At 44.9% G+C, this 16,893-nt stretch carries 14 protein-coding genes; 1 reads left to right on the top strand and 13 read right to left on the bottom strand.

The features are described 5' to 3' along the window. Window positions 1–24: 24 nt before the first annotated feature. The 3 genes from ilvD to atpD all read right to left on the bottom strand — a co-directional run bounded on the left by ilvD (window position 25) and on the right by atpD (window position 3,944). Entirely contained in the window at window positions 25–1,758 is a 1,734-nt protein-coding gene (gene ilvD / locus LJ707_RS07550) for a dihydroxy-acid dehydratase (protein WP_228950202.1), read from the bottom strand. A 311-nt stretch (window positions 1,759–2,069) separates the two neighbouring features. Continuing rightward, window positions 2,070–2,318 carry an ATP synthase F1 subunit epsilon gene (gene atpC / locus LJ707_RS07555; RefSeq protein WP_228950203.1) on the bottom strand — a complete coding sequence of 83 codons (249 nt, stop codon included), beginning with the start codon at window positions 2,316–2,318 and terminating at the stop codon, window positions 2,070–2,072. A 120-nt stretch (window positions 2,319–2,438) separates the two neighbouring features. Further along, the gene (atpD, locus tag LJ707_RS07560; protein WP_228950204.1) at window positions 2,439–3,944 is read right to left on the bottom strand and encodes a F0F1 ATP synthase subunit beta; all 1,506 of its coding nucleotides are present in this window, start codon (window positions 3,942–3,944) and stop codon (window positions 2,439–2,441) included. 469 nt (window positions 3,945–4,413) lie between these two features. On the opposite strand from atpD, the gene dapA reads away from it, so the two are divergent. Next, on the top strand, window positions 4,414–5,295 hold the full coding sequence (gene dapA, locus LJ707_RS07565; protein ID WP_228950764.1) for a 4-hydroxy-tetrahydrodipicolinate synthase: 882 nt from the start codon (window positions 4,414–4,416) through the stop codon (window positions 5,293–5,295). Between the two features lie 60 nt (window positions 5,296–5,355). Here the strand turns inward: dapA and LJ707_RS07570 are convergent, their stop codons facing one another. From LJ707_RS07570 to LJ707_RS07615, 10 genes are all read right to left on the bottom strand, one after another. Then, the gene (locus LJ707_RS07570; protein WP_194101056.1) at window positions 5,356–5,532 is read right to left on the bottom strand and encodes a histone H1; all 177 of its coding nucleotides are present in this window, start codon (window positions 5,530–5,532) and stop codon (window positions 5,356–5,358) included. 320 nt (window positions 5,533–5,852) lie between these two features. After that, window positions 5,853–7,439 (bottom strand): cell division protein FtsZ, encoded by a 1,587-nt coding sequence (gene ftsZ, locus LJ707_RS07575; RefSeq protein WP_228950205.1) that lies wholly within the window; start codon window positions 7,437–7,439, stop codon window positions 5,853–5,855. 126 nt (window positions 7,440–7,565) lie between these two features. After that, window positions 7,566–8,915, bottom strand: coding sequence for a cell division protein FtsA (ftsA, locus tag LJ707_RS07580; protein WP_228950206.1), 1,350 nt, complete (start codon window positions 8,913–8,915; stop codon window positions 7,566–7,568). A 1-nt stretch (window position 8,916) separates the two neighbouring features. Continuing rightward, window positions 8,917–9,789 carry a cell division protein FtsQ/DivIB gene (locus LJ707_RS07585; protein WP_228950207.1) on the bottom strand — a complete coding sequence of 291 codons (873 nt, stop codon included), beginning with the start codon at window positions 9,787–9,789 and terminating at the stop codon, window positions 8,917–8,919. Beyond that, complete coding sequence (gene murC, locus LJ707_RS07590) at window positions 9,779–11,137, bottom strand: UDP-N-acetylmuramate--L-alanine ligase (RefSeq protein ID WP_228950765.1); 1,359 nt, start codon at window positions 11,135–11,137, stop codon at window positions 9,779–9,781. Before murC ends, LJ707_RS07585 begins: the two co-directional genes overlap by 11 nt. Window positions 11,138–11,187: 50 nt before the next feature. Continuing rightward, the gene (murG, locus tag LJ707_RS07595) at window positions 11,188–12,342 is read right to left on the bottom strand and encodes an undecaprenyldiphospho-muramoylpentapeptide beta-N-acetylglucosaminyltransferase (protein ID WP_228950208.1); all 1,155 of its coding nucleotides are present in this window, start codon (window positions 12,340–12,342) and stop codon (window positions 11,188–11,190) included. Between the two features lie 41 nt (window positions 12,343–12,383). Beyond that, entirely contained in the window at window positions 12,384–13,535 is a 1,152-nt protein-coding gene (locus LJ707_RS07600; protein WP_228950209.1) for an FtsW/RodA/SpoVE family cell cycle protein, read from the bottom strand. 89 nt (window positions 13,536–13,624) lie between these two features. Continuing rightward, window positions 13,625–14,995 (bottom strand): UDP-N-acetylmuramoyl-L-alanine--D-glutamate ligase, encoded by a 1,371-nt coding sequence (murD, locus tag LJ707_RS07605; protein ID WP_228950210.1) that lies wholly within the window; start codon window positions 14,993–14,995, stop codon window positions 13,625–13,627. 134 nt (window positions 14,996–15,129) lie between these two features. Next, the gene (gene mraY / locus LJ707_RS07610; RefSeq protein ID WP_228950211.1) at window positions 15,130–16,371 is read right to left on the bottom strand and encodes a phospho-N-acetylmuramoyl-pentapeptide-transferase; all 1,242 of its coding nucleotides are present in this window, start codon (window positions 16,369–16,371) and stop codon (window positions 15,130–15,132) included. A 141-nt stretch (window positions 16,372–16,512) separates the two neighbouring features. Continuing rightward, window positions 16,513–16,815 (bottom strand): four helix bundle protein, encoded by a 303-nt coding sequence (locus LJ707_RS07615; protein WP_228950212.1) that lies wholly within the window; start codon window positions 16,813–16,815, stop codon window positions 16,513–16,515. Window positions 16,816–16,893 lie beyond the last annotated feature (78 nt).

Below are 16,893 nucleotides of genomic sequence, written 5' to 3' on the forward strand. Positions count from 1 at the left end.
TTCTGAAAATTCTGATTCAGACCCTTACTCATCCGTAACACAACCTTCGGCGGCTGTGCTTACTGTTTTTGCATATTTATATAGCAGCCCTTTGGTTACTTTAAGCGGTGGTTGCTGCCATTGTGCCCTGCGGGCGGCTATTTCCTCGTCGCTTAGTTTTACGTTTATGGTGTTAGTGATGGCATCAATCTCTATCCTGTCCTCATCTTTCACCATGGCTATCAGGCCCCCTTCAAATGCTTCGGGGGTGATGTGGCCAACCACAAAACCATGTGTGCCGCCGGAGAAACGCCCGTCAGTTATCAAGGCTACCGAGCTGCCCAAACCCGCGCCAAATATGGCCGATGTTGGTTTAAGCATCTCTGGCATACCGGGTGCGCCTTTTGGCCCAACGTTGCGGATCACCACCACATCACCCGGTTTGACTCGCCCTGACATAATGCCATTTATCAATTCAAACTCACCGTCGAATACACGGGCGGGGCCTTCAAAGCGCTCACCCTCTTTGCCGGTAATTTTAGCAACGCTGCCACCCTCGGCAAGGTTGCCATATAAAATTTGCAAGTGGCCTGTAGCTTTTATTGCCTGGTTAACCGGCAGAATGATCTTTTGCGTATCGAAATCCAGCTCAGGTACTTCGGCAAGATTTTCAGCCAGCGTTTTACCGGTTACGGTTAAACACTCCCCATGCAGCCAGCCTAACTTCAATAAATATTTCATTACGGCCGGTACACCGCCTACTTTATGCAGGTCTTCCATCATGTACTTACCGCTTGGCTTCATATCAGCAAGTAGGGGAGTACGGTTGGTCAGTTCCTGGAAATCATCCTGGGTAAGTTTTACGTTAACACTTTTCGCTATCGCAATAAGGTGCAATACGGCGTTGGTTGAGCCGCCCATCACCATAATGGTGATGATAGCGTTCTCAAAAGCCTCGCGCGTCATGATGTCGCTCGGCTTAATATCTTTTTCAAGCAATATCTTGATGGCCTTACCGGCCGCGCGGCATTCCGCTTGTTTTTCTTCGCTCAGTGCAGGGTTTGATGATGAGTAGGGTAAGCTCATACCCATCGCCTCGATAGCCGCCGCCATAGTGTTGGCTGTGTATATACCACCGCAGGCACCCGCGCTCGGACAGGCATTTTTCACTACGCCCATAAAATCAACGTCATCTATCTGGCCGGCTATCTTTTTACCAAGGGCCTCAAATGCCGATACAATGTTCAGGTCCTCACCCTTCCAGTGGCCGGGTTTAATGGTGCCACCGTATACCATGATTGACGGACGGTTAAGGCGACCCATGGCGATCAGTGAGCCCGGCATGTTTTTATCGCAGCCCGGCAGGGTGATCAGGCCGTCATAATATTGCGCGCCGCAAACAGCCTCAATAGAATCGGCAATTACATCACGACTAACCAGCGAGTAACGCATACCTTCGGTACCGTTGCTCATGCCATCGCTTACGCCAATGGTGTTAAATATTAAACCTACCAGATCTTCATCCCAAATTCCTTTTTTAACAACTTTGGCCAGGTCATTCAGGTGCATGTTGCAGGTATTGCCATCATAACCCATACTCGCTACGCCCACCTGCGCCTTCTTCATATCTTCGTCGGTAAGGCCAATGCCGTAAAGCATGGCTTGGGCCGCCGGCTGGGTAGGGTCCTGCGTTAGGGTTTTGCTGTATTTGTTTAATTCAACAGCCTGCAAAGTATCGGTAGTATCGCTCATTATCTTTTTAAATTTTGGTATCGACATTAGGTATGTGATCGATATTGTTAAGGTATAAACACCAGTTTTTTAAAGCAATAGCTTTTGTAAAAATTTAAATTTGATATTATATTCTAATTATATTATAAATTCAATATTTAATTCTGATTTATATTTATTATAAAGAATAATATATTTATCAAATTATACCAAAGTGTAAATTGGTATTCGGTATAAAATCTATGCTTGCATAATAAAATGCTCAAATTCTGCTTAAAATGGGCTTCAGCTAAAATAAAGTGCAAAAAAAACGCCCCGGTAAACTTGTTACCGGGGCGTTAGCTTTATTCTTTTAAAGGTTAGTGCGAAATACCTTCAGCCAGTACGGTAACTTTATTATTGGCAGCTTCAACAACCCCACCTTTAATAATAAAGGTTTCTTTTTGTACCGAACCACCGCGCACTATCAATTTACCATCCTGAAGGATAGAAATAATAGGGGCGTGGTTATTAAGTATTTCAAAAGCACCCAGTATGCCGGGTACGGTAACCGAGGTTGCCTCGCCTTCAAATACTGTTTTATCTGGTGTAAGAATTTCTAAAGTCATCTCTTTTATTGATGTGCAGATATGCTGATGTGCAGATATGCAGATGTTTTATTGCTGATGAGTAAATATACAATGTACATTATCTGCGCATTTGCATATCTACTCATCTGCACATTATAATTAAGCGTTAGCTTCAGCTAACAGTTTTTTACCTTTTTCAATAGCGTCCTCAATGTTACCTACAAGGTTAAAGGCAGCTTCAGGGTATTCATCAACTTCACCGTCCATAATCATGTTGAAACCTTTGATGGTTTCTTTAATGTCAACCAGTACACCTTTTAAGCCGGTGAACTGCTCGGCAACGTGAAATGGCTGTGAAAGGAAACGCTGAACACGACGGGCGCGTGATACAACCAGTTTATCCTCTTCAGAAAGCTCGTCCATACCCAGGATAGCGATGATATCCTGAAGTTCTTTGTAACGTTGCAGGGTTTCTTTAACGCGTTGAGCAGTGTTGTAGTGCTCATCGCCTAAGATAGCCGGGCTAAGGATACGTGAGGTTGAATCCAGCGGGTCAACCGCAGGGTAGATACCCAGCTCAGCAATTTTACGTGAAAGTACGGTAGTAGCATCCAGGTGGGCGAAGGTTGTGGCCGGCGCAGGGTCGGTCAAGTCATCCGCAGGTACATATACCGCCTGTACTGATGTAATTGAACCACGTTTGGTTGATGTGATACGCTCCTGCATCAAACCCATCTCGGTAGCAAGGGTTGGCTGGTAACCTACCGCTGATGGCATACGGCCTAATAGTGCCGATACCTCAGAACCTGCCTGGGTGAAACGGAAGATGTTATCAATAAAGAACAGGATATCACGACCTTTACCACCTTCTTCATCACCATCGCGAAAATACTCGGCAATGGTTAAGCCTGAAAGTGCCACACGTGCACGTGCACCCGGAGGTTCATTCATCTGGCCGAATACGAAGGTTGCTTTTGAATCTTTCAAAGCTTCGGCATCAACCTTTGAAAGGTCCCAGCCGCCTTCTTCCATCGAGTGCATAAACTCGTCGCCATATTTTATAATGCCTGATTCAAGCATCTCACGTAAAAGGTCATTACCTTCACGGGTACGCTCGCCTACACCGGCAAATACTGATAAGCCTGAATACGCTTTTGCGATGTTATTGATCAGCTCCTGGATCAATACGGTTTTACCTACACCGGCACCACCAAACAAACCAATTTTACCACCTTTAGCATAAGGCTCTAACAAATCGATAACTTTGATACCGGTAAACAGTACTTCACTTTCGGTTGACAGGTCTTCAAAACGTGGCGGCTGGTTGTGTATAGCACGACCGTTTGTTTTGTCAAGAGCGGCAATACCATCAATAGGATCACCAACTACGTTAAATACACGGCCTTTGATAGCTTCGCCAACAGGCATTTTAATACCTGAACCTAAGTCGATAACAGGCATACCGCGTAATAAACCATCGGTTGAATCCATGGCTATGGCACGTACCCTGTCTTCGCCAAGGTGTTGCTGTACCTCAAGCACAATTTTCTGACCGTTTTGTTTAGTGATCTCTAAAGCGCTGTAAATTTTAGGAAGAGAACCTTCGCTAAAGCTTACGTCAACTACGGGACCGATGATCCGCGATACTTTTCCAGTGTTTGGCATATTATAACCTGATATTAAAATATTTTAGTGTGTTGTATAGTATATTGTTACAATGATACTATTCGAGGCGCAAAGTTATGATTTATAACGAAATATTTATAGCCTGTTGGTAAGATTTTTCGAGTGTTAATTACAGAGAGGTGTTGATGGATCATAGATCATGGTTCATGGCCGGAGGATTAAGCATATGACATAAATTTACATATTATCTTCAACAAGCTTAGCGTGACAAGGCAGCTTTTGTGATAAACGCTATGTCATGCTGAGCCTGTCGAAGCATAAGCTCGTTGTTCAGGCCTCCCACTCGCCCTTCAACAAGCTCAGGGTGACAGGCCAGCTTTATGATAACAGCTATGTTATGCTGAGCCTGTTGAAGCCTCATCACACAATAAAATAGCTAAATAAAAAACTCTACCATTCTGCTCTACAATTTTCAATTTTACTATCTTAGCAGGCTTTAAACATAATGATGAATAAATTCTTCGGAACAGGGGTTGCAATGGTTACTCCTTTTCAGCCAGACGGACAAGTGGACTTTGACGGGTTAAATAACCTGATCAGTCATTTAATTGACGGCGGGGTAGAATACCTTGTTGTTTTAGGTACAACCGGCGAAAGCGCCACCCTTAACAAGGAAGAGAAGAAGAAGATATTTAAGTTTGTTTCAGAAAAAGTAAACGGCCGTGTGCCGCTGGTTGCCGGTATTGGCGGTAATGATACGCTTGAGGTTGTTGAACTGGTAAAAGCTTTTGACAGTACCGGCTATGATGCCATACTATCAGTAAGCCCGTACTATAACAAACCTACACAGGAGGGTATATACCAGCATTACAAGGCTGTTGCCGATGCCGCGCCGCTACCCATTATATTATATAATGTACCCGGCCGTACCGGCAGTAATATTGCCGCCGAAACAACCGTACGCCTGGCTAATGATTTTGATAACATTATAGGTATAAAAGAGGCCGCCGGTAACTTTGATCAGTTTAACCAGATATTGCGCGATATGCCCGAGGGTTTCCTTTTCATTTCGGGCGATGACCCGGTAACACTGCCATTGATAGCGATGGGCGGGGCAGGCCTTATATCAGTTGTAGGCAATGCCTTACCGCGCGAACTGAGCGACATGGTGCGCCAGTGCCTTGCCGGTGATTTTAAAGCGGCGCGTAAAGCGCATTTTGATCTGATAGAGTTTACCCGCTTAATGTTTGTTGAGGGCAACCCGGCCGGCGTTAAATCGGCCCTTAAATATATTGGTATATGCAGTGATAACCTGCGCCTGCCATTGGTGCCTGTAAGCCCTGCAACCGCACAGGCTATCATCAGCCAGATCAAAAAGATAAAAGCATAGAAACAGAAAAACCGGCTTCGGCCGGTTTTTAATTGGTCAGTGCTTTAAAAGATCCTGTAACTACTCTTTGTTCTTGGTGTCCTGAACTTCCAAACGGATTGTTTGAGCTAAGTTTTTCAGATCCTGCAAACCTTTGCGTAAACGGGTGCCAGCAGCGCTATTGCCTTTACTGTAGAATTTTTCAGCATCAGTCTCCAGCGAGGACACGAGCTCTTTCAGTTCGCTAAATTTTTTCATTTTAGGTTACTCCTTTTTAGATAATTGAGTTTAATTGTTTTACTGAGGCTAATCTAAAATTGTTTTTATTGAAAAAAAAATTTTACACATCAAAATCTAATCTCAAACGGCTGATTTTTTCCACATTTTGACTGATTGACAGTTATTTAGACTGTTTCTGCTTAAAACGCGATATAACACAGGCTTAATTTTAACTTCATATCCCCAATTAGGGTGATTTTAATTTTTGAGTTTTACCTTGCCTGATTGAAAAAGCACGCTATAAAAAAAGCCTCTGCAAGGGGGATGCAGAGGCTGAACAAAAGTATGTTTGGGTATAGTTAATCTACATTATCGTGTAAAAAGGAATTGTTGTTCCTGATCTCGGTCTTACCTTCATCATCAGGTAATAACGAGAAGCGTGAGATCTGGCTTTCATTTGATGCCGGAGTTTGCTGCAGCGCGATCTCCTTACGTTTATAAGCCGGTACATTCTCCAATTCCTGCAGGTTGCCTGAACGGAGTTTCATGCTCAGGTCCTTCAGCCTCATAATGCGCTCGCGCGATTTACGCAGTTGCTCCTCCATTGATTCCTCTGTCTTGTCATCATCAGCACCGGCAACAGGTTCCGGGGTTGGTTCGGGCTCGGGCTCAATGGTTTGGTACTGCATTACCGATTCGGTTATCTTAAAGGTAAAGTCAGTAGCTTCAGGTTCGGCGGCAGCTTTAGGCTCTTCCGGTGTTAACTGGTGCCTTACTACAGGCGCGGCAGCCTCTTCGGTAGCGCGATTGCCAAACAGATCAAACAAACCGGTTTGTTTGGGCTCTTCCTTGGCCTTCATGTAAGGCTCGGCAACAGCGTCAGGTTTAACCGGGTTAATAAATTCGTTTACTGGCTTAACCATTGGCGCATCTTCCGGCATCAGCATTGAAACTACTTTCTTATTGCTGATCTCTTTCTCGCGCTCATCCTTGGTTTGGAAACCGGTAGCAATGATAGTAACTGATATTTTATCACCTAAATTCTCATCGCGGCAGTTACCCCATATCAGGTCGGCGGCAAGGCCGGCTTCTTCCTGTATGTAATCGGTAATTACACTTACCTCATCCATCGTTACCTCTTTATCGCCCGAGGTAATGTTTAACAGGATGTAGCGTGCGCCTTCAATCTCGTTATCTTTTAACAGTGGCGATGCCAGGGCACCTTCAACCGCTTTAAGGGCACGGTTTTCGCCATCGGCAGCACTGCTGCCCATTATGGCTACGCCGCTATCCTTCATTACAGTGCGCACATCCTTAAAGTCAACGTTTATATAACCCGGTAAAGTAATAATCTCGGCTATGCCTTTGGCAGCCGTGGTTAAAATATTATCGGCCTGGCCAAATGCTGAGCCCAGGGTAAGGTTACCAAATATCTGGCGCAGCCTGTCGTTTGAAATTACCAGGTACGAGTCAACATATTTTTTCAGCTCCTCCAGGCCTTCCTCGGCCTGCATTTTACGGCGTTTGCCTTCAAATGAGAAGGGGGTAGTTATAATACCTACGGTTAATATATCCAGTTCGCGTGCAGCTTTGGCAATGATAGGGCTTGCGCCTGTACCGGTGCCACCACCCATACCTGCTGTAATAAACAGCATTTTGGTGTTGGTGCCAAGCATCTCTTTAATATCGTCAATATTTTCGATAGCTGAGTTTTTGCCAACTTCGGGTATTGAACCTGCGCCCATACCTTCGGTAAGGCTGGCACCTAACTGTACTTTATTGGGGATAGGGCTAAGCTCTAAAGCTTGTGCATCGGTGTTACAAATTATGAAGTCGACACCGGTAATTCCCTGCCTGTACATGTGGTTTACAGCGTTGCCACCACCACCGCCAACACCAATTACTTTGATGATTGACGATTTTTCTTTTAACATCTCAAACTGCATATCTCTTGTTTTCAGCTAAATGTATTTTGACGATCAGTCAGAATTCTCTATCGTAATATTATAACTTTTTCCACAATGTTTTTCCACAATTGTCGATATTGTGGAAAAGTTTTCGTTTGTGAATAATTACTTCAGGAAGTCCTCATCCTTTATATCATCCTTAATAAACTTTTTACCGCTCTCTAATATTTTACTTAGCAGGCCATATTTTTTTTCCTCGCCGGTGTACTTAACCTTTTCAGGTTTTGCCGCGGCCGGGGCGGTCAATGTCAGGTTATCATATTCCATTTTCTGGATGCCTTTTATCAGCAGACCTATACCTGTGGCAAAAGTCGGGCTTTGCAGTTCCTCATAAATGCCTTTTGGTAAAACCTCGTTTTTAGCCAGGTGCTCGTTAGGGTAGCCCACGCGGCAATCCAGCCCGGTTACGTACTCAACCAGTTGGGTAAGGTGTTTAAGCTGCGCGCCGCCACCGGTTATTACAATACCTGCTATCAGTTTCTTCTCATAGCCTGATGATTTGATCTCGTAGTACACATGCTCAATGATCTCCTCCATGCGGGCCTGGATAACGAATGCCAGGTTTTTAACCGATATTTCCTTTGGCTCACGACCGCGCAAACCCGGTACGCAAACTATCTCGTTCTCCTTGTTCTCATCAGCCAGGGCTGAGCCGAAACGTACTTTTAACTGTTCAGCAATGTTGCGCATTACCGAACAGCCTTCGCGTATATCCTCAGTTACACTGTTACCGCCAAATGGAATAACGGCCGTATGACGGATGATACCCTCATGAAAGATGGCCACATCAGTAGTACCGCCACCAATATCAACCAATACCACACCGGCTTCTTTTTCTTCATCGCTCAGTACCGACTCTGACGAGGCAAGCGGCTCCAGTATAAGCTCAGAGCTTTCAAGATGTGCCTTGTTAACACATTTTACTATGTTTTTGATAGCAGTAACCTGGCCTGATATAATGTGGAAGTTAGCCTCCAAACGTACGCCTGCCATACCGATAGGGTCTTTAATGCCGGGTTCGTTGTCAACAGTAAACTCCTGCGGCAATACATGGATGATCTCCTCGCCGGGAGGCATCACCAGGTTATACATATCTTCTATCAGCTTATCAATATCCTTGCGTGATATTTCGCTTTGCAGATCGCGGCGGGTAATCAGGCCACGGTGCTGCAAGCTTTTTATATGCTGCCCCGCTATACCCACGTTCACTACCTTAATTTCAACATTTGATTGCGCACCGGCAACATCAACAGATTGTGAAATGCCCTGTACGGTTTTATCAATGTTTGATACCATACCACGGGTAACACCGGCCGATTCAGCTTTGCCTATACCCAATACCTCTATCTTCCCGTTTTTGCTGCGGCGGCCAACAATGGCGCATATTTTTGTAGTCCCGATATCCAATCCTACAATGATCGGTGAACTTTTTTCCTGTGATAAACCCTTGTCCATTTTACTGTTGTTTTATTTGCGATGTGTCGTTATTCAGTTTGGTTGTAGTGTCCCTTTTTACCGGGGCACTTTTCTTTTTTGCAGTGTCTGTTTTAATATCCTCGTTCTTTATCCCTATCACCTGGTTTGTGTATTTAACATTCAAAGCCTTGTACTTATCCCAACCTACCTTTGGCAAGGCCTGTGTATAAAAAGCCTTCAGGTTGCGAAATTTTATGTCGAGCGAATCGGCATTGCCTAACAATATCTTTTGGTTGCCCACGCGTGGTATCAACTCTATCTCGTGTGTTTGGTTAACGTATATCTGCGCAACCTGCGCATCCCATAACGAGTCCTTGTGTATATACTGGGCCGTTTTGTAAATAGATGCCGCCAGTTTGGTGTGAAGCGTATCAACACGGTTGGCAAAAAGCTCATCAATGTATCCGTTGGCTACAACCACACGGGCGGTATAGTTGTTTGACAGGGGCATTTTTAAACCATGCTGATCTACATAAAAATCCTGATCGAAGCGGTTAATAACACGCAGTATGGGCTGGCGTTGCGTAATCTCTACCTTGATCATGCCATCCATATCCGTATAAACCTTGGCAAACTCTACAAAGGGATTAGCCTTTAGCTGGTTTTCCAGTTCGTGTATGTTAATATTCTCCAGCCTGCGGCCTTCAAGGGTATGGCTGGTGGTGTGCAAAATGTTATCTACCTCCTGCCTGTCAATAAAATATTGGTTGCCGGGTATGTATACCTTAATGCCCTTGCATACCACTTCGGCCTTTTTTATCTCGATAAAACTCATGAGCGCAACCAGGCCACCCAGGCAGAGTACCCAGGCCGAGCCAACAAGTATGCGGTTCCATATACGTTTACCCGACATTTTCAAACACCTTTTTTAATGGTTGCACCAACTGGTCAATATCACCCGCGCCTACCGTTAAAAGTAGCTCAGGTTTTTCATTTTCTATTATTTCTATCGCGTCTTGTTTTCCACATTTGCGCTTATTCCACAATTTCATCTTGCTGAGTATCAGCTCAGAATTTACACCTTCAATCGGCAGTTCGCGGGCGGGGTAAATGTCAAGCATCAGCAGTTCGTCACACATGTCAAGCACCTCGGCAAAGCCATCGGCAAAATCACGGGTACGGGTATAAAGGTGCGGCTGGAATATGGTGGTCAGCTTTTTATCCGGATATAATGTTTTTACGGATGATATAGCCGCGCGCAACTCCTCCGGATGATGAGCGTAATCATCAATAAAAATGTGTCTGTCATTCTTCACGATATACTCAAAGCGGCGTTTAACCCCCCTGAATGATTCAAGGGCGCTCTTTATGGCGTCGGCAGGTACATTGAGGCGTAACGCAACTTTAATTGAAGCTACAGCATTTTCAATGTTATGCAACCCGGCAATACCCAGGCAAATGTTATTTATAGCTACAGTACTGTTTTTAAAGTCGAAATAGAAATCACCATTCTCAACCCTGATGTTTACAGCTACGGCATCGGCCTCGCCATTTATGGTGTAGGTAGCGCCATTTGCCAGCGGTAACCCTTGTTTATGTATCAGTTGGCCGCCCTGCTTTATCTGCGAGGCAAACAGCGTGAACGACTCAGTTAAATGTGAGTGATCGCCATAAATATCCAGGTGATCGGCATCCATTGAGGTTACTACGGCAATATCCGGGTGCAGGGTCAGGAACGAGCGATCGTACTCATCAGCCTCAACCACTACAATATCATTTTTACCGAACAGCACATTGGTTTGGTAATTGGATGATATACCACCCAAAAATGCCGAGCAATCCGTACCCGAATCTTTCAGGATATGGGCGATCATGCTGGAGGTAGTGGTTTTGCCATGCGTGCCGGCTACCGCTACGGTATACTTGCTGGCGCTAATTAAGCCTAACACCTGCGAACGTTTGTATAGTGTAAAGCCTTTATCGGTAAAAAATTTCAATATGGCCGAATCCTTCGGAATAGCAGGGGTATAGATGATGAGCGTGCTATCATCCGGCTGCTGAAAGTTCATCGGGATCTCGCCCGGCCTATCCTCAAATATAATGCATATGCCTTCGTTATGCAGGCTATCGGTCAGGTCTGTAGGTGTTTTGTCGTACCCGCACACAACACAACCCAACTGATGGAAATAACGCGCAAGGCCGCTCATGCCTATGCCGCCAATGCCCACCAGGTAAACTCGTTTTATGTTGCTTAATTCCATCATCACTTAAAATAAGGCCCCTCTACTTGCAAAGAGGGAAACCTTATTGTTTAATTGTTAATTGTTATTTGGATAACTTCTTTCGCAATTACTTCATCGGCATTGGGCATAGCCAGTTTGCCAATGTTGCTGCTTAATATTTTTTGTTTCTCTTTATCTTTTAATAATTCCAGTGTTTTGTCAACCAGTTTGGCCTCGGCATCCCGGTCGGCTACAAACTTGGCGGCATTTTCCTGCACCAGGGCCAGGGCGTTTTTGGTTTGATGATCCTCGGCCACGTTTGGTGAGGGTACCAGTATCACGGGCTTTTTAACCTCGCAAAGCTCAGCTATAGTACCCGCCCCGGCGCGCGATATAATTACATCTGCCGCGGCGTACACCAAATCCATACGGTTTAAAAATTCACGCACCTGTATGTTGGGGTGAATGTTTTCGCCCAGTTGCTCTATAATGCTTTTGTAGTAATACTTGCCGGTTTGCCATATTACCTGCACATCGGCATCAATAAATTTTTGCAAACCGGCCTTTATACTGTTATTCAGTGTACGGGCACCCAGGCTGCCGCCTAATACCACCACTGTTTTTTTATGTGCCGACAGGTTGTACAGTTCCAATGCCTGCATTTGCTTACCCGCAATGTTTACAGACTCCTCACGTACCGGATTGCCGGTTTTAATAATACGCTCGGCCGGGAAGAATTTATCCATCCCATCAAACGCTACACATATTTTTTTCGCTTTTTTACCCAGCCATTTGTTGGTTACGCCCGCGTAGGAGTTTTGCTCCTGTATAAGTGTTGGTATGCCTTTTAATGATGCCGCGTATAATAATGGACCCGAGGCATAGCCGCCAACCCCGACAGCGGCATCAGGTTTAAAATCTTTAATGATTTTTAATGCTGCGCGTACACTGCCTATCAGTTTAAAAGGAAACATGAGATTTTTAATGATAGAACCACGCTGTATACCCTGTATATTCAGGCCGATGATCTTGTAGCCAGCCGCCGGAACTTTCTCCATTTCCATACGGCCATTGGCACCTACAAATAATATTTCTGTTGATGGATCGAGCTTTTTCAAGGCATTGGCAATTGATACCGCCGGGAAGATATGCCCGCCCGTACCGCCGCCGCTTATAATAATACGTCGCCCCCCGGCTCCCTGAAGGGGTAGGTTTGCGTTGTTTGTATTTTTAGTCTGATCCATTATTTAATTCTTTTTTATTGCTCCCCTTCAGGGGCTGGGGGCTAAACCGCTACTTCCCTTATTTCGCCTACTACTACCTTTTTAGGTTCCTCAATATCCCTGCTTACTGATAGTATGATGCCAAAGGCTACGCTTGTAAATAATATGGACGTACCACCCATACTTACCAGTGGCAACGGTACACCGGTTACCGGCCCTAAGCCCACAGCAACGGCCATATTGGCGAATGCCTGTATAGTTAAGCTGAAGCTAAGGCCTGCCGCCAGTAGCGCGCCAAATGCCTTAGGGGCTTTAGTTACTATCTTGATACATCGATACAACAGAAAGAGGTAGATGCCTACCAATGCTATGCCGCCTATCATGCCATACTCTTCAATAATGGTTGCGTATATAAAATCCGAATAGGGGTGTGGCAGGTAGTTACGCTCGGTGCTGTTGCCCGGGCCTTTACCAACAAATCCACCGGTCGCGATGGCGATTTTGGCGTGGTCAGACTGGAATGACTTATCGGGATCGGCCTTTTCCGGGTGCATAAAGGCATTGATACGTGATACGTAGGTGTCACGACGGCCACCAAACAGCATTACTCCTGCCAGCAATACTAAACCCGCTAAACATACCAGTGATATTTGCTTGATACTGATACGCCCTACAATAAGCAGCAGGATGCTCACACCAAACAGCATGATAGCTGTTGACAAACCCGCCGGCGCGATAAGCACAAACACCACACATACCGAACCCATAATAGGCACGAATGATTGCTTAACATCCTTGATGTTCTCCTGCTTGCGCGATAGTGTACGTGCCAGATAAGTTATCAGGGATAGCTTGGCCAAATCCGATGTTTGAAAAGTTAATCCACCGGGTAGGGCAATCCAGCGGCTGGCATCGTTTACGTGGTTACCAAACAGCAGTGTGTAAAGCAGCAGCGGTATGGTAACAATCATGAGCAACTTTGATATACCGGCGTAATAACGGTAATCCAGCTTGTGCGATATGTACATGAGCGCGATACCCGCCACAATCATGGCAAGGTGCTTCATCAGGTACGATTCGGCACCGGTGCCATGTTTATAAGCGATGGTACCGGTTGAACTGTACACCGCCATTAACGAAATAACCGACAGCACAATCACGATCAGCCAGATCCAGCGGTCGCCTTTGGTGTTATTTAGTATCGCGTTTAACATATTTACCTCTCCCAACCCTCTCCAAAGGAGAGGGCTTTTTATTTTTTAATATTTAAAACTCCGGTTCCCCCTTCAAGGGGGTTAGGGGGTTATAATTCCCTTACTGCATCCTTAAATTGCTGGCCGCGGTCTTCGTAGTTCTTGAACAGATCGAAGCTGGCGCAAGCCGGTGACAGTAATACCGTATCACCTTTCTCAGCCAGGTGGAAGGCTATCTGCGCCGCTTCCTGTGCCGAAAAAGTGTTTACTATCACTTCAACATCATCTTCAAAGGCATCATGTATGCGTTTGTTGTCCTTACCGAGGCATACAATGGCTTTTACCTTTTGCTTTACCAGATCCTTAAGCATACCGTAATCATTGCCTTTGTCAACACCGCCAAGTATCAGCACTACATCGCTGGTCATGCTCTCCAAAGCGTACCAGGTTGAGTTAACGTTGGTAGCCTTTGAATCATTAATAAAGCTGATGCCCGATATTTTAGCAACAAACTCAAGCCTGTGCTCGATGTTCTTAAAGTTGCCCATGCTCTCCCTCATACGCTCATTCCGTAATTCAAGCACCTTGGCCACAATGCCCGATGCCATTGAATTATAAATGTTGTGCTTACCCTGCAGGGCCAGATCTTTAATTGACATTGTAAAATGTTCTTGATGAATGTTGATGACAATATTGTCGTTCTCCAGGTATGCGCCCGGTTGTATATTCTTCTCGATAGAAAAAGGCAGCATTTGCGCGCCAAAAGTGCGGCTTTGCAATCCTTTCAGTGTTTCGGCATCATCGGCACAGTATATAAAATAGTCGTGCTCTGTTTGGTTCTGCGTAATGCGGAACTTTGATGCCGCGTAATTTTCCAGCTTATAATCGTACCTGTCCAGGTGATCGGGTGTGATGTTGAGCAATACCGCTATATCGGCCTTAAACTCATACATATCATCCAGCATAAAGCTGCTGATCTCTAACACATAATAATCAAAGCTTTCGGTAGCTACCTGGTAGGCAAAGCTGTTGCCAATGTTACCGGCAAGGCCTACGTTCAATCCCTCGTTTTTCAGGATGTGGTAGGTAAGGCTGGTGGTAGTGGTTTTTCCGTTTGAGCCGGTAATGCAGATCATCTTAGCCTCGGTATACCTGCCCGCGAACTCGATCTCGGATATTACCGGAGTTTTTTGTTCGCGCAGCTTTTTAATGATCGGGGCTTTTTCAGGTATACCCGGGCTTTTTACCACTTCGGTAGCGGCCAATATTTTGGCCTCGGTGTGTTGCTGCTCCTCAAAGCGAATGTTCCATTGCTGTAACTGTGCTTTGTATTTATCGGCAATCGGCCCAAAGTCTGAAACGAATACATCAAAACCCTTTTGCTGCGCAAGGTATGCGGCACCCACGCCGCTTTCGCCGGCGCCAAGCACCACAAGCTTTGCCTGTGCTTTTAAGGTTGGTATGTTTTGTTGTTCGCTCATTTTATGATTTCACCGATTGCTTTCTGATTTCACCGATTTTTTGTTTCTATTTATTCTCTAATTACTAATCTCTAACCTATAATTACCAATCACTACTGACTACTCACCATTCACTATTCACCACTCACTAATCCCTACCTCAACTTCAATGTTATTATCGCCATTATCGCCAGCATGATACCTAAGATCCAGAAACGGGTAACTATCTTGGATTCGTGGTAGCCCTTTTTTTGGTAATGGTGGTGCAGGGGCGACATCAGGAATATCCTGCGGCCCTCGCCGTATTTCTTTTTAGTGTATTTAAAGTACGATACCTGCATAATTACCGACATATTCTCGACAATGAAGATGCCGCAGAGGATCGGCAGCATCAGCTCCTTGCGTATCATGATAGCGAATACCGCTATGATACCGCCTATTGCCAAACTGCCCGTATCACCCATAAAAACCTGGGCAGGGTAGGAGTTGTACCATAAAAAGCCGACACACGCACCCACAAAGGCACCGGCAAAAATTACCAGCTCGCCGGAGTTGGGTATGTACATTATGTTCAGATAATCGGCAATTACCGTATTGCCCGATACATAAGCCAGCAGCGCCAGCGTAATACCTATAATGGCCGATGTGCCTGTTGCCAAGCCGTCAATACCATCGGTTATATTGGCCCCGTTGGATATACCGGTTATGATGATGATCACAAAGAACAGGAAAACCACCAATGCGTATTGCTCATAATCTTCGCCAGTGAATTTTAACACCTTGCTGTAATCGAACTCATTATTCTTGTAAAAAGGCAGGGTAGTGATGGTCGACTTTATATCCTGTGTATAAACGGGCACATTATCGCGCATATGGAATGATACCGGGGCATCATACGTTACAGGTAGTTTTACTTCCTGGCGGATGATGATACTATCGTTAAAGTACATCGTCCAGCCTATAAAAAGGGAAAGTATAACCTGCCCGGTGATCTTGAAACGACCAGCCAAACCCTCTTTGTTCTTTTTAAATACCTTTATGTAATCATCCAAAAAGCCGATAGCCCCCAGCCATATGGTGGTTACCAGCATCATGATGATGTAGATATTTTCAAGGCGGGCAAACAAAAGTGTTGGCACCACTATACCCAGTATAATGATGATGCCACCCATTGTAGGCGTGCCTGATTTTTGCATTTGCCCTTCAAGGCCAAGGTTGCGTACGGTTTCGCCTACCTGTTTGTAGCGCAGGTAATCGATCAGCCTGCGGCCGTATACCGTTGTAATAATTAACGACGTAATTACCGACATAGCCGTACGGAACGTGATGTACTGAAACACCCCCGCCCCCGGAATGTGGAATTTTTCGTTGAGGTATTGAAAAAGGTAGTACAGCATGGTTAATATTTATTAGTAAATGTGCGAATGTGCAAATGTGCAAATATGCGAGAGTGCGGATGTGCTGATGATTTTGCTCATTTGGTATTTACTTAGTTTCTTATTAATGTGTTGATGAAATAATCTTTCCTAATACTTTTATTATCGACTGTATGTCTTCAAATAAACCATCCTCAAATGGGTAGCTTTTGGCATGTTACATAGCCTAAGCCAATACTTTGTTTCTTCGGCCTCTTTATATGCAATTTTGCATTTGTGCCTAAAGTCATCTTTGCTTTGTGCGCCTTGTGCCTCACTTACATTTGCCCCTATTGATGTACCGCTTCTGAATAGTTGATTCGCCATATTGAATTTTCTTTTGCTTTCCAAAAGCTCAGTAAACTCAATGATTTTCAAAGAAAAGTCAAAGGTCAAATCAACAATCAAATTCGGTTTGCTATCCATACTTATGTTATCTGTTTATCTAATCATTTAACTAACCTTTACATCTGCATATCTGCACATTTACACATCTGCACATCC

This window comes from Mucilaginibacter sp. UR6-1, assembly GCF_020880975.1.
In the GTDB taxonomy this organism is placed as follows: domain Bacteria; phylum Bacteroidota; class Bacteroidia; order Sphingobacteriales; family Sphingobacteriaceae; genus Mucilaginibacter.